Origin of the sequence: Kitasatospora sp. NBC_00458, from assembly GCF_036013975.1 — a bacterium.
Lineage (GTDB): Bacteria > Actinomycetota > Actinomycetes > Streptomycetales > Streptomycetaceae > Kitasatospora.
In genome coordinates this window covers 743,213-770,026 of record NZ_CP107904.1, presented here as the reverse complement: position 1 = coordinate 770,026, position 26,814 = coordinate 743,213, and the positions used below count along the sequence as shown (strand labels likewise).

21 protein-coding genes are annotated in these 26,814 nt (G+C 74.5%); 15 read left to right on the top strand and 6 right to left on the bottom strand.

Going from position 1 to position 26,814, the window contains the following annotated elements:
• Positions 1-36 precede the first annotated feature (36 nt).
• On the bottom strand, positions 37-2,529 hold the full coding sequence (locus OG550_RS02995; protein ID WP_442906128.1) for a DEAD/DEAH box helicase: 2,493 nt from the start codon (positions 2,527-2,529) through the stop codon (positions 37-39).
• Positions 2,530-3,120: 591 nt separating this feature from the next.
• Here OG550_RS02995 and OG550_RS02990 point away from each other — a divergent pair.
• Both OG550_RS02990 and OG550_RS02985 read left to right on the top strand, forming a co-directional pair.
• Entirely contained in the window at positions 3,121-4,314 is a 1,194-nt protein-coding gene (locus OG550_RS02990; protein ID WP_327674178.1) for an 8-amino-7-oxononanoate synthase, read from the top strand.
• Between the two features lie 139 nt (positions 4,315-4,453).
• Positions 4,454-5,356 carry a hypothetical protein gene (locus OG550_RS02985; RefSeq protein WP_327674176.1) on the top strand — a complete coding sequence of 301 codons (903 nt, stop codon included), beginning with the start codon at positions 4,454-4,456 and terminating at the stop codon, positions 5,354-5,356.
• 172 nt (positions 5,357-5,528) lie between these two features.
• Here the strand turns inward: OG550_RS02985 and OG550_RS02980 are convergent, their stop codons facing one another.
• Positions 5,529-6,260, bottom strand: a complete 732-nt coding sequence (locus OG550_RS02980) for an alpha/beta fold hydrolase (RefSeq protein WP_327674174.1) — start codon at positions 6,258-6,260, stop codon at positions 5,529-5,531.
• Between the two features lie 182 nt (positions 6,261-6,442).
• Here OG550_RS02980 and OG550_RS02975 point away from each other — a divergent pair, with 182 nt between their 5' ends.
• Positions 6,443-7,030 (top strand): hypothetical protein, encoded by a 588-nt coding sequence (locus OG550_RS02975; RefSeq protein ID WP_327674172.1) that lies wholly within the window; start codon positions 6,443-6,445, stop codon positions 7,028-7,030.
• A gap of 115 nt (positions 7,031-7,145) precedes the next feature.
• Here OG550_RS02975 and OG550_RS02970 read toward each other — a convergent pair whose 3' ends face one another.
• From OG550_RS02970 to ligD, 3 genes are all read right to left on the bottom strand, one after another.
• Complete coding sequence (locus OG550_RS02970; protein WP_327674170.1) at positions 7,146-8,009, bottom strand: aminoglycoside phosphotransferase family protein; 864 nt, start codon at positions 8,007-8,009, stop codon at positions 7,146-7,148.
• Complete coding sequence (locus OG550_RS02965) at positions 8,006-8,665, bottom strand: GNAT family N-acetyltransferase (protein WP_442905918.1); 660 nt, start codon at positions 8,663-8,665, stop codon at positions 8,006-8,008. Before OG550_RS02965 ends, OG550_RS02970 begins: the two co-directional genes overlap by 4 nt.
• Before the next feature lie 197 nt (positions 8,666-8,862).
• On the bottom strand, positions 8,863-9,876 hold the full coding sequence (gene ligD, locus OG550_RS02960; protein ID WP_327674168.1) for a non-homologous end-joining DNA ligase: 1,014 nt from the start codon (positions 9,874-9,876) through the stop codon (positions 8,863-8,865).
• Between the two features lie 142 nt (positions 9,877-10,018).
• Here ligD and OG550_RS02955 point away from each other — a divergent pair, with 142 nt between their 5' ends.
• A complete protein-coding gene (locus OG550_RS02955) occupies positions 10,019-11,080 on the top strand; it encodes an ATP-dependent DNA ligase (protein ID WP_327674166.1) in 1,062 nt (353 codons plus the stop codon).
• 108 nt (positions 11,081-11,188) lie between these two features.
• Here the strand turns inward: OG550_RS02955 and OG550_RS02950 are convergent, their stop codons facing one another.
• The gene (locus OG550_RS02950; protein WP_327674164.1) at positions 11,189-12,613 is read right to left on the bottom strand and encodes a serine hydrolase domain-containing protein; all 1,425 of its coding nucleotides are present in this window, start codon (positions 12,611-12,613) and stop codon (positions 11,189-11,191) included.
• 643 nt (positions 12,614-13,256) lie between these two features.
• Here OG550_RS02950 and tdh point away from each other — a divergent pair.
• From tdh to OG550_RS02895, 11 genes are all read left to right on the top strand, one after another.
• A complete protein-coding gene (tdh, locus tag OG550_RS02945) occupies positions 13,257-14,285 on the top strand; it encodes an L-threonine 3-dehydrogenase (RefSeq protein ID WP_327674162.1) in 1,029 nt (342 codons plus the stop codon).
• A gap of 59 nt (positions 14,286-14,344) precedes the next feature.
• A complete protein-coding gene (locus tag OG550_RS02940) occupies positions 14,345-15,538 on the top strand; it encodes a glycine C-acetyltransferase (protein ID WP_327674160.1) in 1,194 nt (397 codons plus the stop codon).
• 701 nt (positions 15,539-16,239) lie between these two features.
• On the top strand, positions 16,240-17,151 hold the full coding sequence (locus OG550_RS02935) for a LysR family transcriptional regulator (RefSeq protein ID WP_327674158.1): 912 nt from the start codon (positions 16,240-16,242) through the stop codon (positions 17,149-17,151).
• A 448-nt stretch (positions 17,152-17,599) separates the two neighbouring features.
• Positions 17,600-19,993 carry an excinuclease ABC subunit UvrA gene (locus OG550_RS02930; RefSeq protein ID WP_327674156.1) on the top strand — a complete coding sequence of 798 codons (2,394 nt, stop codon included), beginning with the start codon at positions 17,600-17,602 and terminating at the stop codon, positions 19,991-19,993.
• A 258-nt stretch (positions 19,994-20,251) separates the two neighbouring features.
• On the top strand, positions 20,252-20,767 hold the full coding sequence (locus OG550_RS02925; protein ID WP_327674154.1) for a helix-turn-helix domain-containing protein: 516 nt from the start codon (positions 20,252-20,254) through the stop codon (positions 20,765-20,767).
• Positions 20,727-20,918 (top strand): aroma-sacti cluster domain-containing protein, encoded by a 192-nt coding sequence (locus OG550_RS02920; protein ID WP_327674151.1) that lies wholly within the window; start codon positions 20,727-20,729, stop codon positions 20,916-20,918. The genes OG550_RS02925 and OG550_RS02920 overlap by 41 nt, the downstream gene beginning before the upstream one ends.
• Before the next feature lies 1 nt (position 20,919).
• On the top strand, positions 20,920-22,734 hold the full coding sequence (locus tag OG550_RS02915; RefSeq protein WP_327674149.1) for an AfsR/SARP family transcriptional regulator: 1,815 nt from the start codon (positions 20,920-20,922) through the stop codon (positions 22,732-22,734).
• Between the two features lie 324 nt (positions 22,735-23,058).
• Entirely contained in the window at positions 23,059-23,190 is a 132-nt protein-coding gene (locus OG550_RS02910) for a hypothetical protein (protein WP_327674148.1), read from the top strand.
• 108 nt (positions 23,191-23,298) lie between these two features.
• A complete protein-coding gene (locus tag OG550_RS02905) occupies positions 23,299-24,642 on the top strand; it encodes a glycosyltransferase (RefSeq protein ID WP_327674146.1) in 1,344 nt (447 codons plus the stop codon).
• Positions 24,548-25,624: a DUF6895 family protein gene (locus OG550_RS02900; protein ID WP_442905917.1), complete on the top strand. Its 1,077-nt coding sequence runs from the start codon at positions 24,548-24,550 to the stop codon at positions 25,622-25,624. Before OG550_RS02905 ends, OG550_RS02900 begins: the two co-directional genes overlap by 95 nt.
• Entirely contained in the window at positions 25,621-26,814 is a 1,194-nt protein-coding gene (locus OG550_RS02895; RefSeq protein WP_327674142.1) for a radical SAM protein, read from the top strand. The genes OG550_RS02900 and OG550_RS02895 overlap by 4 nt, the downstream gene beginning before the upstream one ends.

Sequence of the window (26,814 nt, the reverse complement as noted above, 5' to 3'; positions counted from 1 at the left end):
CGGAATCCCTTCCGCCCGCCCCTCCGTGACAGACCGTCAGCCGCCCAGCCGGTCCACCGCGGTGACCCGCACGACCGCCCGTCCCTCCTCGTCCGACCCGTACAGGTCGACCTCGGCGCTGATGCCCCAGTCGTGGTCGCCCTCCGGGTCGTCGAAGATCTGACGGACCCTCCAGGAGGAGTCCTCCTCCTCGATCAGCAGCATCTTCGGACCGCGCGCGTTCGGGCCGGTGCCCAGGTCGTCGTACTCCTCCCAGTACCCGTCCATGGCGTCCGCCCAGCGGTCCGCGTCCCAGCCGTACTCGCCGTCCAGCTCGGCCAGGGCGTCGTAGTGCTCCAGCGCGCACAGCTCCACCCGGCGGAACATCTCGTTGCGCACCAGCACCCGGAACGCCCGCGCGTTGGCCGTCACCGGCGCCGGCTTCTCGTCCAGCACCACCTCGGCCGACTCCGGGTCGGTCGGGTTCGCCAGCTGCTCCCACTCGTCCAACAGGCTGGAGTCGACCTGGCGGACCAGCTCGCCCAGCCAGGCGATGACGTCCTTCAGGTCGTCGGTCTTCGCGTCCTCGGGGACGGTCTGCTCCAGCGCCTTGTACGCGCTCGCCAGGTACCGCAGCACGATGCCCTCGGTGCGGGCCAGCTCGTAGAAGCCGACGTAGTCCGAGAAGGTCATCGCCCGCTCGTACAGGTCGCGGACCACCGACTTCGGCTGGAGCCGGTGGTCGCCGATCCACGGGTGCGCCCGCTGGTACACCTCGTAGGCGTGGGTGAGCAGCTCCTCCAGCGGCTTCGGGTAGGTGATCTCCTGGAGCCGCTCCATCCGCTCCTCGTACTCGATGCCGTCGCGCTTCATCTCGCCGACGGCCTCCCCGCGCGCCTTGTTCTGCTGCGCGGCGAGGATCTGGCGCGGGTCGTCGAGCGTCGCCTCGACCACGGTCACCACGTCCATCGAGTAGGAGGGCGAGGCCGGGTCGAGCAGCTCGAAGGAGGCCAGCGCGAACGTCGAGAGCGGCTGGTTGAGCGCGAAGTTCTCCTGGAGGTCCAGGGTGAGCCGCACGATCCGGCCCTCCGGGTCCGGCTCCGGCAGCCGCTCCACCACGCCGCCCTCCAGCAGCGAGCGGTAGACGGCGATCGCGGTGCGGATGTGCCGGCGCTGGGCGGCGCGGTCCTCGTGGTTGTCGGTCAGCAGCTTGCGCATCGCCTCGAAGGCGTTGCCCGGCCGGCCGATCACCGACAGCAGCATCGCGTGGCTCACCTTGAAGCGGGAGACCAGCGGCTCCGGATCGGCCGCGATCAGCTTCTCGAAGGTCTCCTCGGACCAGCCGACGAACCCCTCCGGGGCCTTCTTCCGGACGATCTTGCGCCGCTTCTTCGGGTCGTCGCCCGCCTTCGCGACGGCCTTGTCGTTCTCGATCACGTGCTCCGGGGCCTGCGCCACCACCTGGCCCACCGTGTCGAACCCGGCCCGCCCCGCGCGCCCGGCGATCTGGTGGAACTCCCGCGCCCGCAGCATCCGCACCCGCTGCCCGTCGTACTTGGACAGCGCGGTGAACAGCACGGTGCGGATCGGCACGTTGACGCCCACGCCCAGCGTGTCCGTCCCGCAGATCACCTTCAACAGGCCCGCCTGGGCGAGGCGTTCGACCAGCCGGCGGTACTTCGGCAGCATGCCGGCGTGGTGCACGCCGATGCCGTGCCGCACGAAGCGGGACAGGTTGCGGCCGAACTTGGTGGTGAAGCGGAAGTTGCCGATCAGCGCGGCGATGGCGTCCTTCTCCGCCTTCGAGCACATGTTGATGCTCATCAGCGACTGCGCCCGCTCCACCGCCTCCTTCTGCGTGAAGTGCACGACGTAGACCGGCGCCTGGCCGGTCTGCAGCAGCTCCTCCAGCGTGTCGTGCATGGTGGTGCGCCGGTACTCGTAGAACAGCGGCACCGGCCGGGTCGTGTTGCGGACCACGGTGGTCGGGCGGCCGGTCCGGCGGGTCAGGTCCTCCTCGAACCGGCGCACGTCGCCGAGGGTCGCCGACATCAGCAGGAACTGCGCCTGCGGAAGCTCCAGCAGCGGGATCTGCCACGCCCAGCCGCGGTCCGGCTCCGCGTAGAAGTGGAACTCGTCCATGACCACCTGGCCGATGTCGGCCCGCTGCCCGTCCCGCAGCGCGATCTGCGCCAGCACCTCCGCCGTACAGCAGATGATCGGCGCGGTCGGGTTCACCGACGCGTCGCCCGTCATCATGCCGACCTGCTCGGTGCCGAACATCTTGCACAGGTCGAAGAACTTCTCCGACACCAGCGCCTTGATCGGCGCGGTGTAGAACGTCCGCTGCCCCTCCGCGAGCGCCGCGAAGTGCGCCCCCGCCGCGACCAGGCTCTTGCCCGAACCGGTCGGCGTCGCGAGGATCACGTTGTTCCCCGACACCAGCTCGATCAGCGCCTCCTCCTGAGCCGGGTACAGCGAGATCCCGCGCTCCTCCGCCCAGGCGGCGAACGTCTCGTACAGCGCGTCGGGCGTGGCGGGCTTCGGCATCAGATCAAGGAGGGTCACCCGGCTATCTTGCCTGCTCGCCGCCGCCCCCGGCAAAGGCCGCCCCCGCCGGGACACCCGGGCGGCCGCCCCCGGCGCACCCCGGGCTGATCCCCGGCTCATCCCCAGCGCACCCCCGGCTCACCCCGCGGCACGGCTGTACCCGGCCGGCGGGCGGTCCGCGCGCGGACCGCGGGGTGCGCGACCGGACGGCCCTCCTCGCGGACGACCTGCCGGGCGGCCCGGAGGGCGGCGTCCACGAAGGCCTCTGCGCACGCCCGGTCGGCCAGGCCGGACAGGCTGCCGTCACCGGGGACGGCGACCACCCGGTTTCCCGGACGCTCGGTTTCCCGGGCGCTCGGCGCGCGCGGCGGGGCGAACGACCGGCCGAGAGCCGTGGGGGAAGGACCGGAAGGACCGGAAGGGCCGGAAGGATCGGAAAGACCGGACCGCCGGTCGGAATGCCGGAACCACACGCCGGATCCCGGGCGCTTTCCGCAGGGAATTCCCGGGAAATCCGAGATGAATGCAAGGCCGGACGTGTGCGCAGACGCACATTGCCCGCCGCGCGGCGTGCGTGCCAGAGTGCCGGGCATGGCCCACCGCACCGCGCCCGAGGCGCCCGCCCTCGCCCCCGCCGCCGTCTTCGACTGGCTCGACGAGACGGCCGAGCAGCGCGCCCGGGCCGGACTCACCCGGACACTGCGCAGCCGGCCCGCCGAGGACCCGGTGCTCGACCTCGCCGGCAACGACTACCTCGGACTCACCCGGCACCCCGCCGTCACCCGGGCCGCCGCCGACGCCGCACTGCGCTGGGGCGGTGGCGCCACCGGCTCCCGCCTCGTCACCGGGACCACCGCCCTGCACACCGAACTGGAGGACGAACTCGCCGAGTTCTGCGGCGTCGAGGCGGCCCTGGTGTTCTCCTCCGGCTACACCGCCAACCTCGCGGCGCTCACCGCGCTCACCGACCCGGACACCCTGATCGTCTCCGACGCGTACAACCACGCCTCGCTGATCGACGGCTGCCGGCTCGCCCGCGCCGACGTCCACCGCGCCCCGCACAGCGACCCCGCCGCCGTCGCCACCGCCCTCGCCGAACGCACCCGGCGCCGCGCCCTGGTGGTCACCGACTCCGTCTTCTCGGTCGACGGCAACGCCGCCCGCCTCCCCGAACTCGCCCACGCGGCACGCTCGTTCGGTGCGGCCCTGCTGGTCGACGACGCCCACGGCCTCGGCGTCCTCGGCCCCGGGGGCGCCGGCGCGCTCGCCGCCTCCGGCCTCGCCGGAGCACCGGACGTCGTCGCCACCGTCACCCTCTCCAAGTCGCTCGGATCCCAGGGCGGCGCCGTCCTCGGCCCCCGCCGGGTGATCCGCCACCTCACCGAGACCGCCCGCACCTTCATCTTCGACACCGGCCTCGCCCCGGCCGCCGCGGGGGCCGCGCTCGGCGCCCTGCGACTGCTGCGCGCCGAACCGCACCGCGCCGACCGCGCCCGCGAGGTCGCCCGCACCCTCGCCGACCGGCTCACCGCCGCAGGCCTGCACGCCTCCACCCCCGACGCCGCGGTGGTCTCCGTCCGGGCCCCCGGCCCCGAGGCCGCCGTCGCCTGGGCCGCCGACTGCCGCCGCGCCGGCCTCGCGGTGGGCTGCTTCCGCCCGCCCTCCGTCCCGGACGGCATCTCGCGCCTGCGCCTGACCGCCCGCGGAGACCTGACGGACGGACAGATCGCCGACGCCGTCGCGATCGTCGCCTCGCTCGCCCCGGCCGGAGCGCTCGCGGTCTGACCCGGCCGCGTGCGCGCCGTGTGCGGTCCGGGGCCCGCAGCCGGGCGCGCCGCATGCGCAACCGCTCCCGAACGCGCGGCGTCCTGGATCCGGGACGGCACTCGCACCGGACTCCTCCGGTGCGGTGCCGCGGACGAGGGTGACCGGGAACGGGGGAGCGGTGGACGCGGACGCGGCTCGGGGGACCACGGACGGTACGGCCGGGGGTCCGGCACGAAAGACGGTCGGCGACGGCGCGAACGCCGACGTGATCGGCGGCGCCGGTGGAGAGGCGCCCGGGAATCCGCCGCAAGGCGCCGGCGGAGGAGCGGCGGGCGGGGCCCGGGCCGCCGGCGGGTCACCGGCGACGGGTGAGGACCGGGGCGGCCACGACGCCGCCGGGCAGAGCGCCCCGATCGCCGACGCAGGCGCGGACACGGACGCGGACACCGGAACCGGAACCGGAACCGGCAGCGACGACGCCACCGTCGCCGACGCGGTGCCGCCCGGCCCGCCGCCCGCCGGACGCCCGGGACCGGACCGGCTCCGGTGGATCCTCGGCAGGATCGCGCTCGTCGCCGTGGCCCTGGGCCTGTTCTCGCTCACCTGGCTGGCGGTCTCCCGCACCGTCCCGCACATCGGCTACTCGGCGGGCAGCAGCGGCGTCCGGGGCATGTACGCCATCGACCGCTGCCCGGCCGAACCGTCGGCCGACCAACGCGCCGAACTGCCGCCCGGCGGCTGCGACGGAACCTTCCTCCCGGCCGGGGGCGAGCCCACCTACCGCTACGCACTGAACGAGGAGACGACGTACGACCACGGCGTCATACCGGTGCGCTGCGGAGGGGGCGAGTGCCACGAGACCGGATTCCGGGCGACCGTCTGGTGGCTGGCCCTGCTGGTGGCCGGGCTGGCCGCCCTCCCCGCGGGCGGCTACCTGATCGTCTGCGCCGTCAGCGACCCGCTGGCCGACCGTCTCTACGCCCCTGCCGGTGCCACCGTCGGGACGATGCTCGGGCTCGCACTCCTCCTCGCCATGCTGACCGGCAGGGGCAGCGCCTGACCGCCACGCCGCACCGGAGGGCGGACCGCCGCGTCCCACCCGAGGGGCGGCGGGATCGGCTCGCCGGGCCGTACGGGCGGCGGGCGGAGACGGACCCGGTCCGGGGCCCGCCTCCGCCCGTCCGCCCGTCCGTCCGCCCGTCCGCAAGTTCGTCCGAGCCGTCCGGGTCGGCTCAGCCGCGAACGGGAAGGCCCTCGGCGAAGCGGCGCACGGCACCGGTGAACGCGTCCGGGTCGTCGAAGTTCGCGAGGTGCCGTGCCCGTGGGATCAGCTCGATGCGGGCCTGCGGGTGCGCACGGGCGAAGTCCCTCTCGCCGGAGCGGAAGACGAGGTCCTTCTCGCCGTTGAGGATGAGCACGGGAGCCGTCACGTGACGCATGGAGCCCGCGTCGAAACCGCCCAGCACCTCGCCCCAGGCCGCGGGCAGGGAGTGGAAGGAGTAGCCGCCGCGGACGGTCGGTTCGATGACGTGGGGCGGGTACATCCGGCGCAGCAGCCGGTCGTTCCACCGCCCCAGGCGGTCCGCCGGTACGCGGGAGACGAGCCCCGCGACCAGTCGGTACGGCACCGCCCAGGGGCCGTGCGTCGAGGCGCTCGCCCCCGCGAGGACCAGTCCGCGCAGCAGCTCCGGGCGGCGCCGCGCGAACTCCAGCGCGGCGTACCCGCCCAGCGAGTGCCCGACGACCAGGGCCGGCCCGCGGCCGAGCGCGTCGACCGCGGCGGCGATGACGTCCGTCGCCGCGTCTAGGCTCCACGGCTGCGCCGACCGGGAGCCGTGACCGGGCAGGTCGACCGCGGTCACCGGGAAGTCCTGCTCCAGCGCGGGGAGTTGGTTGCTCCACTGGGCCGCGCTCAAGCGCGTCCCGTGCACCAGCACGATCGGCGGCACGTCGTCCGTTCGCATGGTCCTCCCCAGCCGGTGCTTCCCTTGATCGAACTCTACCGGCCTTCACCGGCAGGCCTGTCGGGTCCTCCCGGTTCCGCTCCGGCCAGCTCCGGTCCGCTCAACCCGGCTGTGGCGCAACGGGGTTCACCGCTCCATCGGCGGGCATACTCGGCCCGTCGGTGACCGGGGGAGGGGCTGCCATGAGCGAGCAGGTCGTGACCGCGCTGGTGTCGGGTCTCGTGGCACTGGCCGTGGCGGGCGTCGGTGCCGCGCTGACCCTGGCGCAGCAACGCCGGGAGCGGGCGCGGTGGCTCACGGACCTGAAGTCGGGCTGGGCGATCGAGCTCCACAAGGCCCGGCTCGACTCCTACCCGGAGGTCTTCCGCGTCCTCGGGAGGCTCTCGCACGGTTCGGGCGCGCAGGTCACGCCCGCACTCGCCGGAGAGGTGGCGCTGGAGCTGAACGACTGGTTCTACGGGCCGGGCGGGATGTGTGCGACGGCCACCACGCGGGGTGCCGTCCTCGGGCTGCGCTCGCGCTGCCGGCGCTGGGCGGAGGACGGCGGCCGCCGTCCGGGCGACCTCTACGCGTGGCGGGACCTCGCGGTGGCGTCCCTGCGGAGGGACGTCGACCTCCCCGGGCTGGAGTCGTACGACTTCAGCCCCGGTTCCACGATGCTGGACGCCCTGCGGCGTGAGCTGGAGTCGACCGAACAGCGCGGGCGCTCCGGCCGCCGCCGGGCGGCGGTGGGGCGGGCCGGTACCCCGGGCGGACCGCCCGCCCGGTGAGGTGCGGCAGCAGGGGCAGGGGCAGGCGGCCCGCCCGTTCCGCGCCGCCTGTGGGGCGGACGCCGTTCCGCCGCGCCGTTCCGCCGCGCCGTTCCGCCGCGCCGTCACCGTGGCGTCAGATCCCGCCCAGCTCCCGCAGGAACGCCGTCTCCGCGTCCCGCCGCCCGGCCACCACGCGCGGCGCGGCGATCAGCACGGCGACGGCGCGGCACCAGGCCAGCACCCGTCCGGGGTCGGCGCCCGGCACCAGGGCGGCCAGCCCGTCGACCCGCGACGCCAGTGCCGCGGCGTCGGTGACGCCGTCCAGTACCCAGTCCACCAGGTCGAAGTCCGGGTCGCCCAGGCAGGGACGCGGGTCGATCGCGACCGGCCCGTCCGGCCCGAGCAGCACGTTGGCGGGGTGCAGGTCCCCGTGCACCAGTGCCCTGGGGCCGCCCGTCGCCAGCTCCCGGGCCGGCTTCCACAGCTCCGCCGGGACCAGCCCGGGCGCGCGCCGCTCGGTCAGACCGACCAGGAACTCCACCCGCTCGGCCAGCGGCGGCAGCGCGACCCCCTCCACCGGCGCCGACCGCAGGCCGGCCAGCATCCCCGCCACCTCGGCCGGGCGCCACCCGCGCTCGCGCAGGGTCGTGCCGGGCGCGACGTCCGCGAGCAGCAGTGCGCACGCCTGCGCGTCGTACTCCAGTAGCCGCACCACCCACGCCGACCCCGACCAGGCCCGCAGCGCCGCGGCCTCCTGCGCCGCCACCTCCGGGTCCGGTGTCAGCTTCAGCCAGACGGTCGCGCCGTCCGCCGCCCTGGCGCAGCGGAAGACCCGTGCCGTGCCGCCCCCGCCGGCCGCCAGCACCGTCAGGCCCCAGCGCCCCGCCAGGGCGTCGACCAGGGACGGCAGCTCCGCGCACCACTCCGCCGCACCCGGCCCGAACCGGACCACCAGCCGGGCCCGCACCTCCTGCGGCACCACCGCGAACCCGCTCACGGCCGGCCCACCACCAGCAGCACCTCCGCGCCGACCGGCCGGTAGCCGGCCGCCTGGAACGCCCGGACACTGGCCGCGTTCCCCGGCGCCTGCTGCGACCAGAGCCACTCGCCGTCCGGCACCAGGTGCCGGGCGGCGACCGCCAGGGCCCGGCCCACGCCGCGGCCGCGCGCGTCCGGCGCCACCTCGACCGCGCACTCCCAGCGCCCGGCCACCCCGCGCCCGAGCACCAGCACGCCGCCGTCGGCCTCGAAGACCCGCACGTCCTCCCGGTAGCGTAGGGCGCGCACCACCCGGGGGTGCTCCCGGTCGGACACCGGAGCCAGCGCCAGCGGCGGCTCGCCCGGCAGTCGGCCGGCCACCGTCAGCAGGTCGATGTTGCCGACCTCGCGGCCGGTCCGTCCGGCGAACGCGGTCAGGAACGGCGGGCAGAGCGGTGCGGCCAGCGGGTCGCTCGGCACGGCGGCCAGCACCGTGCGCACCCACGCCGGGTCCTCGTCCGTGAACACCACCGCGTGCGCCGAGAACGACAGCACCCCCGCGTCCCGGCGCGCCGGCTGCGGCACCACCGTCACCGAGCCGTCCGACGGCGGGAACAGCCCGCCCGCCGCGTCCGCCAGGATCTCCCGCAGCCCCCGCACGCCCACCCCGTCCACGCCCCTTCGCCCGTCCCGGCTCGCACCCGCCCGCGGTGTGCACCTGCGTTCCGCGGATGATCTTCGCGGGGCGAAAGCCTACGTGATCACGTCCGGGAGCACTTCGGGCAGTACGCCAGGGACCGCGCGTGGTCCCTGCCCCGGTCCCTTCCCCCGGTCCCTGCCCACGAGGACCACGCCGGACGGCCCGGGCGGCGTCAGGCGTCCTTCCTCCGGGCCCGGCTCGGCTGGACCCGGGGCGGCTCCCCGGCCGCCTTCGGATGGTCCGGCGGATACGGCAGCTCGCCCAACCCCTCGTCCGCCACCTGCCGCTCGTACAGCTCCAGCAGCCCCTCCAGCCGGAACGCCTCCGCGTCCATCCCGGCCTGGAGGTCCCCGAGTTCGGCGAACCGACCGGGCAGCGTCCGCAGATCGAAGTCCTCCGGCAGCACGTCGTCCACCTCCTCCCAACGCAGCGGCGCGGAGGCCGTCGCCCGCGGCCGCGCCCGCAGCGAGTAGGCGGACGCGATCGTGCGGTCCCGCGCCATCTGGTTGTAGTCGACGAAGATCCGCTCGCCGCGCTCCTCCTTCCACCACGCCGTCGTCACCCGGCCCGGCAGCCGCCGCTCCAGCTCCCGTCCCAGCGCGATCACCGCGTGCCGCCCGTCCGTGAACGTCCACTCCGGCACCAGCGGCACGTACACGTGCAGCCCGCGCCCGCCCGACGTCTTCGGCCAGCCGCGCAGCCCGTGCTCCTCCAGCACCGCCCGCAGCTCGTGCGCGACCCGCGCCGCGTCCCGGAAGTCCGTCCCCGGCTGCGGGTCCAGGTCGATCCGCAGCTCGTCCACGTGCTCGGTGTCCGCCCGCCGCACCGGCCACGGGTGGAAGGTCAGACAGCCCAGGTTGGCCGCCCACAGCACGGCGGCCGGCTCGGTCGGGCAGATCTCGTCCGCCGACCGCCCGCTCGGGAACGCGATCCGGGCGGTCGGCAGCCACTCCGGCAGGCCCTTCGGCGCCCGCTTCTGGTAGAAGAACTCGCCCTCCACCCCGTCCGGGAACCGCTGCAGCGTGGTCGGCCGGTCCCGCAGCCCGCGCAGCACCCCGTCCGCGACCGCCAGGTAGTACTCGGCGACGTCCAGCTTGGTGAAGCCGCGCTCCGGGAAGTACACCTTGTCCGGGTTCGAGAGCCGGACACTGCGCCCGGCGACATCCAGTTCCACGGCAGAGCCCATGCCACCCACGCTAAGCGCGCCCCGCCCACCCCGCGCCCCGAGCCCGCCCACCCCGCGCCCCGCCCGGCGCCGTCACCGCCCGCCCCCGGCACCGCCCCCGCCCACCGTGCGGGGGCGGGGGTTCGGCGCGAGGATCGGGACCATGGACCTGCCCGTCATGCCGCCGGTCGCGCCGATGCTCGCCAAAGCGGTCGCGAAGATCCCGCCCGGAATGCAGTACGAGGCCAAGTGGGACGGCTTCCGCACCATCGTCTTCCGCGACGGCGACGAGATCGAACTCGGCAGCCGCACCGGCAAACCCCTCACCCGCTACTTCCCCGAACTCGTCGAGGCCCTGCGCCGCGAGACACCCCCGCGCTGCGTCCTGGACGGCGAGGTCGTCATCGCCCGCGACGGACGGCTCCGCTTCGAGGAACTCCTCGAACGCATCCACCCCGCCGCCACCCGCGTCCGCCTGCTCGCCGAACGCACCCCCGCCTCCTTCGTCGCCTTCGACCTGCTCGCCCTCGGCGACCGGTCGTTCCTCGACGAACCCCTCGGCGTCCGCCGCCCCGCCCTGGAAACGGCCCTCGCCCACGCCGCCGACCCCGTCTTCACCGCCCCCGCCTCCACCGACCGCGACCTCGCCGACACCTGGTTCGCCCAGTACGAGGGCGCCGGCCTCGACGGCATCGTCGCCAAACCCCTCGACCAGCCCTACCGGCCGGGCGAGCGCACCATGTACAAGATCAAGCACGGGCGCACCGCCGACTGCGTCGTCGCGGGCTACCGCGAACACAAGAGCGGCCCGATCGTCGGCTCCCTCCTGCTCGGCCTCCACGACGCCGACGGCCGCCTCCAGCACGTCGGCGTCTGCGCCGCCTTCCCGATGGCCCGCCGCCGCGAACTCGTCGAGGAACTCGCCCCGTTGCGGATGGCCGACACCTCCGGCCACCCCTGGGGAGCCTGGGCCGACGAAGCCGCCCACGCCGGGGCCCGGCTCCCCGGCGCGCAGAGCCGCTGGACCGGCGGCAAGGACCTCTCCTGGGTACCGCTGCGCCCCGAACGCGTCGCCGAGGTCGGCTACGACCACATGGAGGGCACCCGCTTCCGCCACACCGCCCAGTTCCGCCGCTGGCGCCCCGACCGCACGCCCGGGAGCTGCACCTACGAGCAGCTCGACGAGCCGGTCTCCTACGACCTCGCCCAGGTCCTCGGGACCTGACCGGCGGCCGCCGCCCGGACCGCTCGCTCCGCCCGGCAGCCCGGTGGCCCTGCCCGAAGCCTCCGACTCCGGCTCCGGACAGGGCCACCGCGCTGCGGGCCCCGCCCGTCAGGCGTCCGCGTTCGACCCGGGGGACTTCGAGGACGGCGACGCGGACTTCGACGGGGACGGCGACGAAGGCGAGGCGGACGACGAGGCCGAGGACGACGGCGACGCGGGCGACGACGAGGAACCCGACCCGGCCGGCGCCGCCGGCAGCGTGTACACGTTGTCCGGGGAGACGATCTCCGTCACCGCCTGCGCGAACAGCGTCGACGGCTCCTCACCCTGGAACGACACGTCCGTGTTCAGCAGCACCACCAGCGACGCCTGCGCCGACGGCAGGTACACCACGACGCTCTGGTAGCCCGGCAGCGAACCGTTGTGCCCGATCCACCCGTGGTCGTAGAAGATCCCGAGCCCGTACCAGGTGTCCGGCACCGGCGAGGGCTGCTGCTGCAGCCGCTGCGCCTGCGTCTGCGGGGTCAGCAGCGTCCCGGTGGCCACCACCTTGGCCCACTTCTGAAGGTCCGTCTGGTCGGAGATGATCGCCCCCGCCGCCCAGGCCCAGGACGGGTCCCAGTCGGTGGCGTCGGCGATCGCCCCGGTCGGCGTCTGGTTCGTGTAGCCGCGCGCGTGCGGCTGCGGGAACTCGCTCCCGACCGGGAACACCGTCCGCCCCAGACCCGCGGGGTCGAACACCTGCTGCTTCAGGAACGCCCCGAGCGGCTGCCCGCTCAGCTTCTCGATCACCAGCCCCAGCAGCACCGTGTTGGTGTTGGAGTACTCGAACTTGGCGCCGGGCGGGAAGTTCACCGGGTGGTCGAACGCGTACGAGAGCAGCTGCTGGGGCGTGAACACCCGGTCCGGGTCGGCCTCCAGGGCCTGCACGAAGTCCTCGTCCTGCGTGTACGAGAAGAGGCCGCTCTGCATCGCCGCGAGCTGACGCAGGGTGATCTTGTCGCCGTTCGGCACACCCGTCACGTACTTGCCGATCGGGTCGTCCAGCCCCGCCTTGCCCTGGTCGACCAGCCTGAGCAGGCCGGTGACCGTGAAGGTCTTCGTCTCACTGCCGATCCGCATGTTGAGACCGGTCACCATCGGCGTGCCCGCGACCCTGTCGGAGACGCCGAAGGCCTTCAGGTAGTTGCCGCTCGGCGAGGACAGGCTGACGATCACACCGGGAACCGACGCCTCCCGCAGCACCCGCTGCACGGCCGCATCGATCCGCGCCGTCACGTCCGGCGTCAGCGGCACCACCGTCCCGCCCGCCGTCGGCGACGCCGTGGACCCGGAGGAGGACGCCGCCGGTGACGTCGCCGACGGGCTCAGAGCCGCGGGAACGGCGGTCACCGCCCCCTCGGCCGGCGGATCGGCGGCCGTGCCGCCCGAGCAGCCCGCCCCGGCCAGCAGCCCGGCCAGCGCCAGCACCACCGGGACCGACCGGCTGCGCCGACGCGCGGACGCGGGGCGCGGACGGTGGGGACTCGTCACGGAATTCGTCGTCATCTTCGAGGCGCCTCTCTGGGCCGGACGGACCCGGAGCAGCGCTCCACGGGCCCACGGGGGAGCGTTCGCCACCGTATGCGCGCCGCACCGGCCCCGCGCGCCGACCGCCGCCCCGCTGGCCCGAACGGACCCAAGCCTCAGCCACCCGCCCCAACACCGCTCGCCCCACTCGCCACAGCGGCCGCGCTCACCCACGCCGTCGCGGCCCGCCGCAGCGGATCGCCCGGCCCCGGCCCCGGCTCCGGTCCTGGTCCCGGCTCCGATCCCGCCCCGCCCGTGACCGCCGATGGACCCGCGCCACCCCCGCGACACCGGAAACGCACCCCGCGACCCCGGAAACACACCCCACGCGCTCCGCCGTACGAGTGGCCACCGGCATGCCGCGAGGGCCCCGCGACCCAGCTCGGGCACGATCGTTTAGCCCAGCTGTGGCGGCCCTTAAGAATTCCTCGATGGACCGCACCCCCTCCCACCAGGCAGATTTCTGCCTGCCCGGAATGCGGACACCAGGAACCCTCCTGGAACCGCCAGGACCGATCCAGGACCTGCAGGAACCGCCACCCCCCGCCGGGCCCCGTCGGCCTGCCCACACCGGGCCGCCACCCACCGTGCGTCAGGAGCCACCGCCGTGAAGGCACTCGTCAAGCAGAAGGCCGAGCCCGGACTCTGGCTGATGGACGTCCCCACCCCGGCGATCGGCCCCGGCGAGGTGCTCATCAAGGTGCTGCGCACCGGCATCTGCGGCACCGACCTGCACATCCGCAAGTGGGACGGCTGGGCGCAGCAGACCATCACGACGCCGCTGGTGCTCGGCCACGAGTTCGTCGGCGAGGTCGCCGAGATCGGCGCGGGTGTCGCGGACATCGCCGTCGGCGACCTGGTCAGCGGCGAGGGCCACCTGGTCTGCGGCAAGTGCCGCAACTGCCTGGCCGGCCGCCGCCACCTGTGCCGCAACACCGTCGGCCTGGGCGTCGGCCGCGACGGCGCCTTCGCCGAGTACGTGGCGCTGCCCGCCTCCAACGTCTGGGTCCACCGGGTGCCCGTCGACCTCGACGTCGCCGCGATCTTCGACCCGTTCGGCAACGCCGTGCACACCGCGCTCTCCTTCCCGCTGGTCGGCGAGGACGTCCTGATCACCGGAGCCGGCCCGATCGGCATCATGGCCGCCGCCGTCGCCAAGCACGCCGGCGCCCGCAACGTGATGATCACCGACGTCTCGCCCTACCGGCTCGACCTCGCCCGCAAGGTCGGCGTCTCGCTGGCCCTCAACGTCGGCGAGCACACCATCGAGGAGGGCCAGCAGAAGCTCGGCCTGCGCGAGGGCTTCGACGTCGGCCTGGAGATGTCCGGCCGCCCCGAGGCGCTCCAGTCGATGATCGCCAACATGACGCACGGCGGGAAGATCGCCATGCTCGGCCTGCCCGCAGAGGAGTTCCCGGTCGACTGGGCCTCCGTCGTCACCTCGATGATCACCATCAAGGGCATCTACGGCCGCGAGATGTTCGAGACCTGGTACGCGATGTCCGTCCTGCTGGAGGGCGGGCTCGACCTCAGCCCCGTGATCACCGGCCGCTACGCCGCCTCCGACTTCGAGGCCGCCTTCGACGAAGCGGCCAGCGGCCGCTGCGGCAAGATCATCCTGGACTGGACCGCCTGAGCCCGGTGCGACCGTCCGCGACCCCCCTCCGCCCTCGTTCACTCGTGTAGGAGCCTGCTGTGTTCGACAACGTGCGCGACGACCTGGCCGCCACCCTCGACGAGATCCGCGAGGCGGGCCTCTTCAAGCCCGAGCGGGTGATCGGCAGCCCGCAGAGCGCCGCCGTCACCGTCACCGGTGGCGGAGCCCCCGGCGAGGTGCTCAACTTCTGCGCCAACAACTACCTCGGCCTCGCCGACCACCCCGAGGTCCTCACCGCCGCCAAGGACGCGCTCGACCGCTGGGGCTACGGCATGGCGTCCGTCCGCTTCATCTGCGGCACCCAGGACGTCCACAAGGAGTTGGAGGACCGCCTCTCCGCGTTCCTCGGCCAGGAGGACACCATCCTCTATTCCTCCTGCTTCGACGCCAACGGCGGCGTCTTCGAGACCCTGCTCGACGAGCGCGACGCCGTCATCTCGGACGCCCTCAACCACGCGAGCATCATCGACGGCATCCGCCTCTGCAAGGCCCGCCGCCACCGCTACGCCAACCGCGACCTCGCCGACCTGGAGCAGCAGCTCAAGGAGGCCCAGGGCGCCCGCCGCCGCCTGATCGTCACCGACGGCGTCTTCTCGATGGACGGCTACGTCGCCCCGCTGCGCGAGATCTGCGACCTGGCCGACCGCTACGACGCCATGGTCATGGTCGACGACTCGCACGCGGTCGGCTTCGTCGGCCCGGGCGGCCGCGGCACCCCCGAGCTGCACGGCGTGATGGACCGCGTCGACATCATCACCGGCACCCTCGGCAAGGCGCTCGGCGGCGCGTCGGGCGGCTACGTCGCCGCGCGCCGCGAGATCGTCGCCCTGCTGCGCCAGCGTTCGCGGCCGTACCTGTTCTCCAACTCGCTCGCCCCGGTGATCGCCGCGGCCTCGCTGAAGGTGCTCGACCTGGTCGAGCAGTCGACGGACCTGCGGGAGCGGCTGGTGGCCAACACCGCGCTGTTCCGGTCGAAGATGACCGAGGCCGGCTTCGAGATCCTGCCCGGCGACCACCCGATCGCCCCGGTGATGATCGGCGACGCGGCCAAGGCCGGGCGGCTCGCCGAGCTGCTGCTGGAGCGCGGCGTGTACGTCATCGGGTTCTCGTACCCGGTCGTGCCGCACGGCCAGGCCCGGATCCGGGTGCAGCTGTCGGCCGCGCACTCCACCGAGGACGTCGAGCGCGCCGTCGCCGCCTTCATCGACGCGCGCGCCGCGCTGGGGGAGTAGCCCCGGCAGCGGGGGAGTACCCCGCGGAGCCGTCCCCCGTCCGGGACGGCTCCCCCTGATCGCCCGTGGCGCGTCCGCTCGGAACCGGACGCGCCACGGGCTCCGAAAGCCGCCGTGCGGCGGAGGCGGCACCGGCCCGCCCCCGTCGCACGGCACCCAGAACCACCTGCCCCACCCTCCCGCGCGGGAGTGGGAAGTCGGCCCGTCCGACTTCCCACTCCCGTTCGCGGTTTCCCGGACCGCCGCCGGCGCCCACCGGGCTGCGCGCTCCGCAGCCGGGTGCTCCCGCTGTCCGTTCCTCGCTCCTCGTTCCTCGTTCCCGACTCCCGCTCTCTCTTCCCCGCTCCGCCCTCCCCTTCCGCATCACACTTTGCAAACACGCCGTGCATTTTGCAAAGTACATCGAGGGTCCGCCTTCTCCTTGCCCGGCAAGGGTTTCCGTTGCAGCTCTTTGCAAAGAGCACACTTTGCAAAGAGCACTGGCGGCTCCGGGGGCGATGCCCGATCCGGTGGAAAGGGGGCGCGGCCGCGGCTGCAGCGGAGGCGGGCCCCGGCGGCGCGAGGGGCAGCAGGCGGCGGAGCAGGAAGTCGGCCGGTCCGACTTCCTGCTCCGCCGCCCGCCGCCCCTCGTCGGCCGTCCGTGCCGGGGCCGGGGGTCACCCCCGCCCGTTCGGGTGCCGCGGCGCTGGCAGAATTGGGCTGTGATCGACGCAAGACGGCTGCGGACCCTGCGGGCGGTGGCGGACCACCGGACCGTGACCGCCGCCGCGGCCGCCCTCTACCTCACCCCCTCCGCCGTCTCGCAGCAGCTGGCCGCGCTGGAGCAGGAGACCGGGCACCACCTGCTCGCGCGCGAAGGCCGGGGCGTCCGGCTCACGGCCGCCGGCGAGATCCTGCTGGGACACGCCGACGCCGTCCTCGCCCAGCTCGAACGCGCCGAGGCGGACCTCGCCGCCTACAGCGCGGGCGTCGCCGGAGAGGTCACCGTCGCGTCCTTCGCCACCGGGATCTCCCTGGTCCTCGCGCCGGCCATCGGCACCCTGGCCGCCCGCGCCCCCGGCGTCCGGCTGAAGGTGCTGGACGCCGAGGGCGACGCCAGCCTGCCGATGGTGCTGGACGGCCGCGCCGACCTCGCGGTGGCCGTCGAGTACCGGGGCGCGCCGCGTGCCGACGACGCCCGGCTCACCCGCGTCCCGCTGTACGCGGAACCGTTCGAGGCGGTGCTGCCGCTCGCCCACCCGCTGGCCGCCGCCGACGGTCCGATCGCGGTCGCCGACCTCGCCGCCGAGCCCTGGATCGGCCCCTACCCCGGCAACCCCTGCCACGACGTGGTGCTGCTGGCCTGCGAGTACGCGGGGTTCCAGCCGCGCCTGGTGCACTCCTCGGACGACTTCCGCGCCGTCGTCGCGCTCGCCTCGGCCGGTGCCGGAGTGGCGCTGGTGCCGCGTTCCGCCCTGCTCGGGGTGGACCTCGGGCAGGTGGCGGTGCGGCCGGTGGACAGCGCGCTCGCGACCCGGCGGGTGTTCGCCGCCGTCCGGGCCGGTGCGGACGGCCATCCGCTGATCCGGCCGGTGCTGGAGGCCCTGGCCGAGGCGGCGTCGGCCACCGGCTGAGCCCGGGAGCGGCGTCCGCGAGGCGTCGGCCGTGCGGGATCCGGGGTACGAGGGGTGCCGGACCCGGGGCTCGACCCCGCACCCGGCACCCGCACCCGGCACCGCACCCGTCTCCGGGGCCGCCCGCCCCCGCCCCACCCCCGCCCCACCCCCGCCCCACCCCCGACGGCCGCGCGCGGTCTGCGGTCCGGACCGAGGACCGGCGGGATTGTCAGAGCCTGCCCGTATGCTCACACGCTGCCCGCCCGCTCACGAAGGTCGGCCGGGGCCCGCACGGATCCACGCCCGTCAGCGCAGGTCAGCGCACGACCGCGGGTGTCCGCAACGGCCGGCGGAGATCCGGAGGAGTCCGGGCGGCATTCGGAAATGGTTGGATCGAGAACGAGATCGAGTCAGGCGACGCCGGCGGAGACCGCACAGGCGGTCCCGCCCAGCAGATGGAGACACGATGAGCAAGGCCCCCAAGCCGGACACGCAGTCGACCCAGCCGCACGCGGCCGACAGCCACGACCTGATCCGCGTCCACGGTGCGCGGGTGAACAACCTCAAGGACGTCAGCGTCGAGATCCCGAAGCGCCGGCTGACGGTGTTCACCGGGGTCTCCGGTTCGGGCAAGAGCTCGCTGGTGTTCGGCACGATCGCCGCGGAGTCGCAGCGGCTGATCAACGAGACCTACAGCGCCTTCGTCCAGGGCTTCATGCCGGCGCTGGCCCGGCCCGAGGTCGACGTCCTCGAAGGCCTGACGACCGCGATCATCGTCGACCAGCAGCGGATGGGGGCCGACCCCCGCTCCACGGTCGGTACCGCCACCGACGCCAACGCGATGCTGCGCATCCTGTTCAGCCGGCTCGGGCAGCCGCACATCGGCTCGCCCAACGCGTACTCCTTCAACGTCCCCTCGGTCCGGGCGAGCGGCGCGATCACGGTCGAGAAGGGGGCCGGCAGCAAGACGGTGAAGCAGACCTTCAGCCGGGCCGGCGGCATGTGTCCGGGCTGCGAAGGCCGGGGCAAGGTCTCCGACATCGACCTCGCGGAGCTCTACGACGACACCAAGTCGATCGCCGAGGGCGCGATCACGATCCCCGGCTACAAGGTGGACAGCTGGTGGACCGTCGGGATCTTCGTCGAGTCGGGCTTCCTGGACCCGAACAAGCCGATCCGTGAGTTCACCGAGCAGGAGAGGCAGGACTTCCTCTACCGCGAGCCGACCAAGGTCAAGGTCAACGGGGTCAACCTGACGTACGAGGGCCTGATCCCCAAGATCCAGAAGTCCTTCCTCGCCAAGGACAAGGACGCCCTGCAGCCGCACATCCGGGCGTTCGTCGAGCGGGCGGTCACCTTCACCGACTGCCCCGAGTGCGGCGGCACCCGGCTCAGCGAGGGCGCCCGGGCGTCGCGGATCGGCGGGATCAGCATCGCCGACGCCTGCGCGATGCAGATCACCGACCTGGCCGAGTGGGTCCGCGGCCTCGACGAGCCGAGCGTGGCGCCGCTGCTCGCCACGCTCGGGCAGACCCTCGACTCGTTCGTGGAGATCGGGCTGGGCTACCTCGCGCTCGACCGGCCTTCGGGCACGCTGTCGGGCGGCGAGGCGCAGCGCGTGAAGATGATCCGCCACCTCGGCTCCTCCCTCACCGACACCACCTACGTCTTCGACGAGCCCACCACGGGTCTGCACCCCCACGACATCCAGCGGATGAACGGGCTGCTGCTGCGCCTGCGGGACAAGGGCAACACGGTGCTCGTGGTGGAGCACAAGCCGGAGACGATCGCGATCGCCGACCACGTCATCGACCTCGGCCCCGGCGCCGGTTCGGGGGGCGGCGCCGTCTGCTTCGAGGGCACCGTCGAGGGGCTGCGGTCGGGTGACACGATCACCGGCCGCCACCTCGACGACCGGGCCGTCGTGAAGGAGGACGTGCGCAAGCCCACCGGTGCGCTGGAGATCCGCGGTGCGTCGGCGAACAACCTGCGGGGTGTCGACGTCGACGTCCCGCTCGGGGTGCTGGTCGTGGTCACCGGCGTCGCGGGTTCGGGGAAGAGCTCGCTGGTGCACGGGTCGATCCCGCCCGGTGCGGGCGTGGTGTCGGTCGACCAGGGGGCGATCCGCGGTTCGCGGCGGAGCAACCCGGCGACGTACACGGGCCTGCTGGACCCGATCCGCAAGGCGTTCGCGAAGGCCAACGGGGTGAAGCCGGCGCTGTTCAGCGCCAACTCCGAGGGCGCCTGCCCGAACTGCAACGGCGCGGGCGTCATCTACACCGACCTGGCGATGATGGCCAACGTCGCCACCACCTGCGAGGAGTGCGAGGGGAAGCGGTTCGAGGCGTCGGTGCTGGACCACCACCTCGGCGGCCGCGACATCAGCGAGGTGCTCGCGATGTCGGTGACGGAGGCCGAGAGGTTCTTCGCCGAGGGCGAGGCGCGTACGCCGGCCGCGCACCGCATCCTGGAGCGGCTCGCCGACGTCGGCCTCGGCTACCTCAGCCTCGGCCAGCCGCTCACCACGCTGTCCGGCGGTGAGCGGCAGCGGCTGAAGCTGGCCACCCACATGGGGGACAAGGGCGGCGTCTACGTCCTCGACGAGCCGACCACGGGCCTGCACCTGGCCGACGTCGAGCAGTTGCTCGGCCTGCTGGACCGGCTCGTCGAATCCGGCAAGTCGGTTATCGTCATCGAGCACCACCAGGCGGTCATGGCGCACGCGGACTGGATCATCGACCTCGGGCCCGGCGCGGGGCACGACGGCGGCCGGGTCGTCTTCGAGGGCACGCCCGCCGACCTCGTCGCGGCCCGCTCCACGCTGACCGGCGAGCACCTCGCGGACTACGTCGGGGCCTGACCACCGCTCGGTCCGGCAGGGGGGCGGTGCGGGTGGCACCGCCCCCCTGCCGCGTCCCCGGAGCTATCCCCGGAGCCATCCCCGTCGCCGCCCCCGTCGCCGCCCCGCCCCCCGGGCCGCCGCGGAGCGCCGGAGCGCGGGCGGACGGCAGGGTCCTGTCACACCCGCCCCTCTGGCCACAAATCCCTTGCCCCGTCCTGACGTTGGCATGACGAGGGTCGGTCCGCCCTCTTGCCGGTGCCCGGTCCTCGCGTCAGCATGTGGGCACCGCAGTCGTGTGGCCAGAGGGGGGATCCTGTTGACGTTCGGTGGAGAACGACCGCCGCGCCCGTGTACCGGGGTACGGCGGCGTTGAACGGGGCGGGCGGTCCGACCGCCGCGGTCTGCCCGGCGTGCGGGGCGCACCGGCCGCCCGCGCTGCCGCAACCGCTGGCGGACGCCGTGCCGCGGAACCGGTCGCTCACCCCTCGGGAGCGCGTCGTCCTCCAGTACCTGGGCCTCGGGTACGACAACCGGTCGATAGCGCGGGAAATGAACATCAGTGAGCGCACGGTGAAGCGGTTCGTCACGGCCATTCTGGCGAAGCTGGGACTTCGGTCAAGACTGCAGGCCGGACTCTTCGCGCTGATGGTGGCTTCCTCCCCGGTCGACGGTGCTTTGTGGCCCGAAGGTCTCATGGACGGGGTCCGGGCCGGGGACGATGATGATCTGGCACACGAGACAGGAGGGGACCATGACCTTCGACGCCCTCGCCGCCCTGCGGCAAGCGGGTAACCCGGTCGACCTGCTGACGGAGGAGCAGCAGGACGTGCTCTCCCGGCTCACCGAGGACGAGGTGACCGTCCTCAACTCCGTCAAACAGCGCTTGGACGCGGTGTCGGACGCCGAGGTGGAAGGGCATTCCCTCGTCATCAAGTTGGCGTGAGATGACGGTGAGTTTCGGGATCCTCGGTCCGCTGCGGGTGCAGGCGAACGGCAGTTCCGTGGACCCGGGATCGCGAAAGCAGCAGATTCTCCTGGCCACCCTGCTGTGTCACGCGAATGCGCGGGTCTCGTCCGACTCCCTGGTCGAGGCGCTGTGGGACGACGCCCCGCCGCGGACGGCCCGCAAGAACCTCCAGGTGTACGTGTCCGGGCTGCGCCGCCTGGTCGGCGCGGAGTCCGGGACGCGGATCAGCCACCAGGCCGGCGGGTACGTGCTCCACACGGAGGCCGGTGAGCTGGACGCGCTCTGCTTCGAGCAGCGGGCCCGGGCCGGCGCGCTGACCGAGGCACTGGACCTGTGGCGCGGCTCGGCCCTCGACGGGTTCCGGGACGTGCCGCTGATCGGCGCCGTCGCCCAGCGGCTGGACCGCCGCTTCCTCGGGGTCTTCGAGGACTGGGCGGAGGCGGAGATCGCGGCGGGCGGCGGCCCGGCCGTGATCGAGCGGCTGACCGAGACCGTCCAGCTGCACCCGCTCCGGGAACGGCTGCGGATGCTGCAGATGACCGCGCTGTGCCAGGCGGGGCGGCGCTCCGAGGCGCTGGCGGTCTACGACGAGCTGCGCCAGTCGCTGGCGCACGAACTCGGGCTGCCGCCCGGTCCGGCACTGGTCCGGTTCTACCGTTCGCTGCTGTGCGAGCCGGCGCCCGCCGCGCTGCGTCCGCCGGCCCCCGCCGCCGCGCCGCCCCGGCCTCCGGCACCCGCGGGACCCCGGCCGGACCGGGCGCCGTCGCCGAACCTGCTGCCCTGCGACCCGTCGCCCTTCACCGGGCGGGCGGCGGCCACCCGCCAGCTGTCGGAGACGCTGGCCCGGGGCGGCAACCGGCTGGCCGTGGTGACCGGTCCGCTCGGCTCCGGCAAGACCGCGCTCGCCGTCCACGTCGCGCACCGGCTCGGGGAGCGCTTCCCGGACGGCCGCCTGTTCGTGCGGCTGCGCGGCGAGGACGGTCGGCCGCGCCCGCTGGAGGACGTGCTGCGCCAGCTGCTGGCCGCGGCCGCGCCGGGCCGGCCGGAGCTCGCGGGGCGACCGGACCCGCCGGACCTGCGGTGGGCGTGGCAGCTCTGGCTGACCGGGCGGAGGGCCCTGGTCGTGGTCGACGACGCCCGGCGGGAGTGCGAGGTCCGCCCGCTGCTGCCGGAGGCCGGGGAGAGCGCGGTCGTGGTGACGGCCCGGCCGCGGATGGTCGGCCTGGAGAGTGCCCACCGGTTCTGGCTGTCCTCGTTCGCGGCGGAGGAGGCCGTGGAGTTCCTGGGCCGGGTCATCGGGGCGGACCGGGTCGACGCGGACCGCGAGTCCGCGGGCCGGATCGTGCGGGCGGCGGGGCTGCTGCCGCTCGGGGTCCGGCTGGTCGCCGACCGGCTGGCGTTCCTGCGGCACGTGCCGCTCAGCGAGTTCAGCGCGCGGATGTCCGGCACCCGGGGGCTGCTGGACGAGCTGTGCGGGGGTGATCCGGCGGTCCGCGCCCGGCTGGCCGAGTCGATCGGGGACCTGCCCGAGGCGGCGCACGGGGCGGTGCTGCGGCTCGGGCTGCTGGCGGAGCCGGTGTTCACCCTGGAGCAGGCCGCCGCCGTGCTGGACTGCGGGCCGGACGCGGCGGTGCGGGTGCTGGAGCACCTGCTGGAGGCCAGCCTCCTGACCGTCCCGAACGTGGAGGGGTTCGCCCACACGGTGCGCTACGAGATGCCGGCGCTGCCGTACGCCTACGCGCGGGAGAAGGCCGTCCGCACGGCCGGCCGAAGACCGGTGCCGCACCTCTGAGCGGCCGTCGCCCGGGGCACCGTCGCGGCCGTCGCCCGGGGCACCGTCGCGGCCGCCGCCCGGGGCACCGTCCGGGCCGCTGCCCGGGGCACCGGCCGTGACCCGTATGCGCCGGGCCGCCGTCCGGACCACCGGCCCGGGACCGGTACCGCGCCTCCGACCGGCCGTTCGGGCGGCGCGGTGGCCACCGGCCCGGACCGGGGCCGCACCTCTGAGTGGCCGTCATACCGAATTCGAACCGCTGCCTAATCGTCGTCATACCGAGCATCCCTAACGTGCTGTGGGGCCCGCGTAGCGGACGCGGCCATGGCAGAGGAGGACAGCATGCCCGAGGACATCAACCCGGAGCCGACCGAGGTCGAGGACGAGGACGTCGACGTCGTCGCGCACGCTGCGGGCGAGGAGTCCGTGGCCGACGACAGCATCTGCATCATCAACAACAGCGCGGCCCTCTGACTCGACGGACCGAGCCATGAGAACCGGGCGGGCCACCTCGTCCCCGGCGCGAGCCGCCAGGGCCCGGGCGGCCCGCCCGGTGCCCGACCGCCCCGGCCCGGAGGCCCCGTGAACATCCTGCTCTGCCCCCTCAGCGACGGCGGCTACCTCTACCCGGCGCTCGCCGCCGGGCGCGAGCTGCGGCGCCGGGGCCACCGGGTCGGCGTGCTCGGCCGGTCCGGTGCCGGTGCCGTCGTGGCCGAGGCAGGCCTGCCGTTCGCGCCGGCGGACGACTTCGGCGGTGCGCGGGCCTTCTCCGCCGCCTCGTGGGCCCCCACCGGAGCGGAGCAGTACCGGGCGACCGTGCGCGCGGCCCGGGAGGCGCGGGCCGACCTGCTGGTCACCTCGGTGCTGTGCAACGGCACGCTGCTGGCCGCCGAGGTGCTGGACATCCCCGTGGTGGTGATCGGGCTCTCGGTCCACCTCTGGGACTACCGGTCCGGCGGCGGGGACGAACCCCAGTGGGGCCGCACCAGGGAGAACCGGACCCACGAGTGCCTGGAGCTGTACGCCGCCGTCCGCGAGCAGGTCGGCCTGGCGCGGCGGCCCTCCCGCAGCCCTGCCCGCAGCCCTGCCCGCGGACCCGCCCGCGGCCCGTCGGGCGAGCCGCCGCGGTGGCCGGACGACCCGCTGCTCGGCGAGGCCCTGCTGCTCCGCGGCGACCCCGCGCTGGAGTACCCCGGCGCCGTGCTGCCCGAGCGCGTCCACCAGGTCGGTCCGCTCACCTGGGAGCCCGCCGCCGACCCGGCCGAACTCGCCGCCGTCACCGACCACCTGGAACGGTCCGGCAAGCCCGTCGTCTACGTGCACCTCGGCCGGTTCTTCGGCGGCGGCACCCCGTGGCCCCGCCTCAACGCCACGTTCACCGGCGGCCCGTTCCAGGCCGTGGTCGAGCAGGGGCGGACGGCGGACCCGCGACCCGCCCCCGGTGCCGACATCCTGCTCGTCCGCAAGCCGTGGCTGGGCCCGCTGGTCGACCTCGCCGGACTGGTGCTGACCAGCGGGACGTCCGCCCCGGTGCTCGGCGCCCTGCTGCGCGGCCGGCCGCTCGGCGTCACGCCCAACGGCTCCGAACAGCCGGTGCTCTCCGGCGCCTGCCTGCGGGCCGGCGTCGCCGTGCACGTCCCGCGCACGGAGCAGCCGGACCCGTCCGGGCAGATCGGGGCGGCCTGGCGGGACGACCGGCTGCGGGAACGCGCCCGCACCCTCGGCGCCCGGCTCGCGGCGGCGGACAGCCCGGTCCGCGCGGCCGACCTCATCGAGCGGGCCGCCCGGCAGTCCGCACCCCTCGGGGAGAACCAGGAGAACCAGGAGAACCATGGGTACTCGATCAGCAGGCCCGGACACAGCGGTCGTGGAGAGCCTGGCGGCGGGCGCACTCCAGTGGATTCGCCTGCACTCGGGTTATCTTGACTCCCCGTCGGGCCGCGCCGAGCTGCCGGTGACCCCGAGGGTCAAGGCCCTGCTGCAGCTCGCCGCGCTGCGCCGCTCCTGGGAACGGGCCGCGCCGGCGGACCCGGGCCTGGCCGAGGTGACGGCGACGGTCGAGCAGGTCTGGCGCAGCCCGGACCACCCGGCCCTGCTCATCGCCGAGCCGCGCTACGCGTGGCAGTTCCGGCTGATGTACGGGGCGCTGGCGCCCCCCGGGCTCAGCGACGGCCCGCACCGTGCCGTGCTCGCCGAGGTGGTGGCCGGCGGCCACCTGACGCCGAGCCGCAAGTCGGCGTTCCTCCACCTGGAGACCAGGTACTACGCCGAACTCGCGGGCGTCGAGCACCGCCTGCACTCCTACCCGGACCTGTACCGGGCGAGCCGGCTGGCCCGGCACCGCGACGGGCGGCCGGTCACCGAGCTGGACGTGTGCGACGTGACCCACACCGTCTTCCACCTGAGCGACTTCGGCTTCCGCGACCCCGGTCTGAGCGGCGACGCCCTGGAGCACGCCCGCGACCGGGTCCGCCGCCTCACCGAGGACTGCGTGCGCAACGGGGACTGGGACCTCACCGCGAAACTGGTCCTGGCGCAGCACTGCCTCGGCCTCGACCCGCTCGCCACCCCCTCGGGTGCGGCCGGGCTGCGGTTGCTCGCCGGGGTCCAGTCGCCGGGCGGCGCGATCCCCGGGCGGTCCTCCGGCGACCGGGCGGACACGGCCGAGACCACGGTGGAGTTCTTCCGGAAGGCCTACCAGTCCACCCTGGTGACGGCGCTCACCGCGCTGACCGTCGCGCACGGGCGGCGCGGCGCGGGGAACGGCGCCCCGGCCGAGACCGCTGCCGGAGTCGCCTCTGTCGCTGCCGCTGTCGCTGCCGCTGCCTCTGTCGCTGCCGGTGCCACTGCCGGGAACGGCGCCGCCACCGGCCGCGACCGCGCCTCGGTGATCCGGGGCGCACGGTGACCGGGGCACCCGCCGCCCTCGACGGCGGCGTCCGCATCCTCCGCGGCGAGCGGAACTGGTGGTTCCTCGGCCCGGGCGGCGGGCTGGCCCGCCTGCGCCCCGGCCAGCTGACCGCCGACGGCCTGCTCCGGCCGGGCACCGAACGCCGGCTCCGCGAGCACGGGCTGCTGACCGCCCCGCCGCCGCGCAGCTACGCGCTGACCGTGCTGACCAGCACCCACTGCAACCTCGGCTGCGGCTACTGCTTCCAGAACACCAGCCAGGACCCGGACGGCGGCAGCCGCCCGCCGCGGATCGCCCGCACCCGCCTCACCTCGCGGACCATCACCTCGATCCTCGACTTCACGCAGCGGCAGATGGAGGCCGCCGGCCTGGAACGGCTCAGGATCCTGCTGTTCGGCGGTGAGCCCCTGCTCAACCCGCGCGGCTGCCTGGAACTGCTGGAACGCGCGCAGGACCACGGGCTGGCCTCCGCCTGGATGATCTCCAACGCCACGCTGCTCACCCCGGCCCTCGCCGGCCGGCTCTCCGGCCTCGGGCTGCGGTCCGTCCAGATCACCTTCGACGGCGACCGCCCCGACCACGACCGGATCCGGGTCGGACGCACGGACGGCGGCGGGACCTTCGACGCGATCGTCCACAACATCGTCCGGGCCTCCGAGGCCTCCCCGATCCGGTGGCTGCTGCGGGTCAACGTCTCCGGGGAGACCTACCGGGGCGTCGACGCGCTGATCGACCGGCTCGCCGCGGAGCTCGACCCCGCCCGGTGCACCCTGTACTTCGCCCAGGTGGGCGACGTCGGCATCGGCTACGGCAACGACCTGCTGCACACCGGCGAGCTGTCGGCCCGCTTCACCCGGTGGCAGCGGCGGGCGCTCGACCTCGGCTTCACCGTCACCCGGCCGCAGGCCCACAGCCCGTGCGTCACCTGCGGGTACGGCGACGGCCGCTACGGGGCGGTGGTGAGCGCGGACGGCACCCTGGCCAGCTGCTGGGAGACCGCGGGCAAGACCGACTGGGAGGTCGGCACGGTCACTGACGGGTACCTGCCCGCGGCGGTGACCCGGGAGCGGTGGGTCGGCTGCGAGGACCTCTACCTGCGCGAGGAGGACCGCCGGACGCTCGCGGCGTTCCACGACACGGTGGACGCGGCCCTGCTGGACTACCTGGACGAGACGGGGCGCCTGTAG

Bases quoted from the DNA above. Each gene is read 5' to 3' on its own strand.
- OG550_RS02900 (WP_442905917.1), top strand. From the start codon at position 24,548: ATGGGTACTCGATCAGCAGGCCCGGACACAGCGGTCGTGGAGAGCCTG.
- OG550_RS02995 (WP_442906128.1), bottom strand. From the start codon at position 2,529: ATGCCGAAGCCCGCCACGCCCGACGCGCTGTACGAGACGTTCGCCGCC.
- OG550_RS02980 (WP_327674174.1), bottom strand. From the start codon at position 6,260: ATGCGAACGGACGACGTGCCGCCGATCGTGCTGGTGCACGGGACGCGC.
- ligD (WP_327674168.1), bottom strand. From the start codon at position 9,876: ATGGGCTCTGCCGTGGAACTGGATGTCGCCGGGCGCAGTGTCCGGCTC.
- OG550_RS02930 (WP_327674156.1), top strand. From the start codon at position 17,600: ATGAGCAAGGCCCCCAAGCCGGACACGCAGTCGACCCAGCCGCACGCG.
- OG550_RS02955 (WP_327674166.1), top strand. From the start codon at position 10,019: ATGGACCTGCCCGTCATGCCGCCGGTCGCGCCGATGCTCGCCAAAGCG.
- OG550_RS02990 (WP_327674178.1), top strand. From the start codon at position 3,121: ATGGCCCACCGCACCGCGCCCGAGGCGCCCGCCCTCGCCCCCGCCGCC.
- OG550_RS02925 (WP_327674154.1), top strand. From the start codon at position 20,252: ATGTGGGCACCGCAGTCGTGTGGCCAGAGGGGGGATCCTGTTGACGTT.
- OG550_RS02920 (WP_327674151.1), top strand. From the start codon at position 20,727: ATGACCTTCGACGCCCTCGCCGCCCTGCGGCAAGCGGGTAACCCGGTC.
- OG550_RS02915 (WP_327674149.1), top strand. From the start codon at position 20,920: ATGACGGTGAGTTTCGGGATCCTCGGTCCGCTGCGGGTGCAGGCGAAC.
- OG550_RS02910 (WP_327674148.1), top strand. From the start codon at position 23,059: ATGCCCGAGGACATCAACCCGGAGCCGACCGAGGTCGAGGACGAGGAC.
- OG550_RS02975 (WP_327674172.1), top strand. From the start codon at position 6,443: ATGAGCGAGCAGGTCGTGACCGCGCTGGTGTCGGGTCTCGTGGCACTG.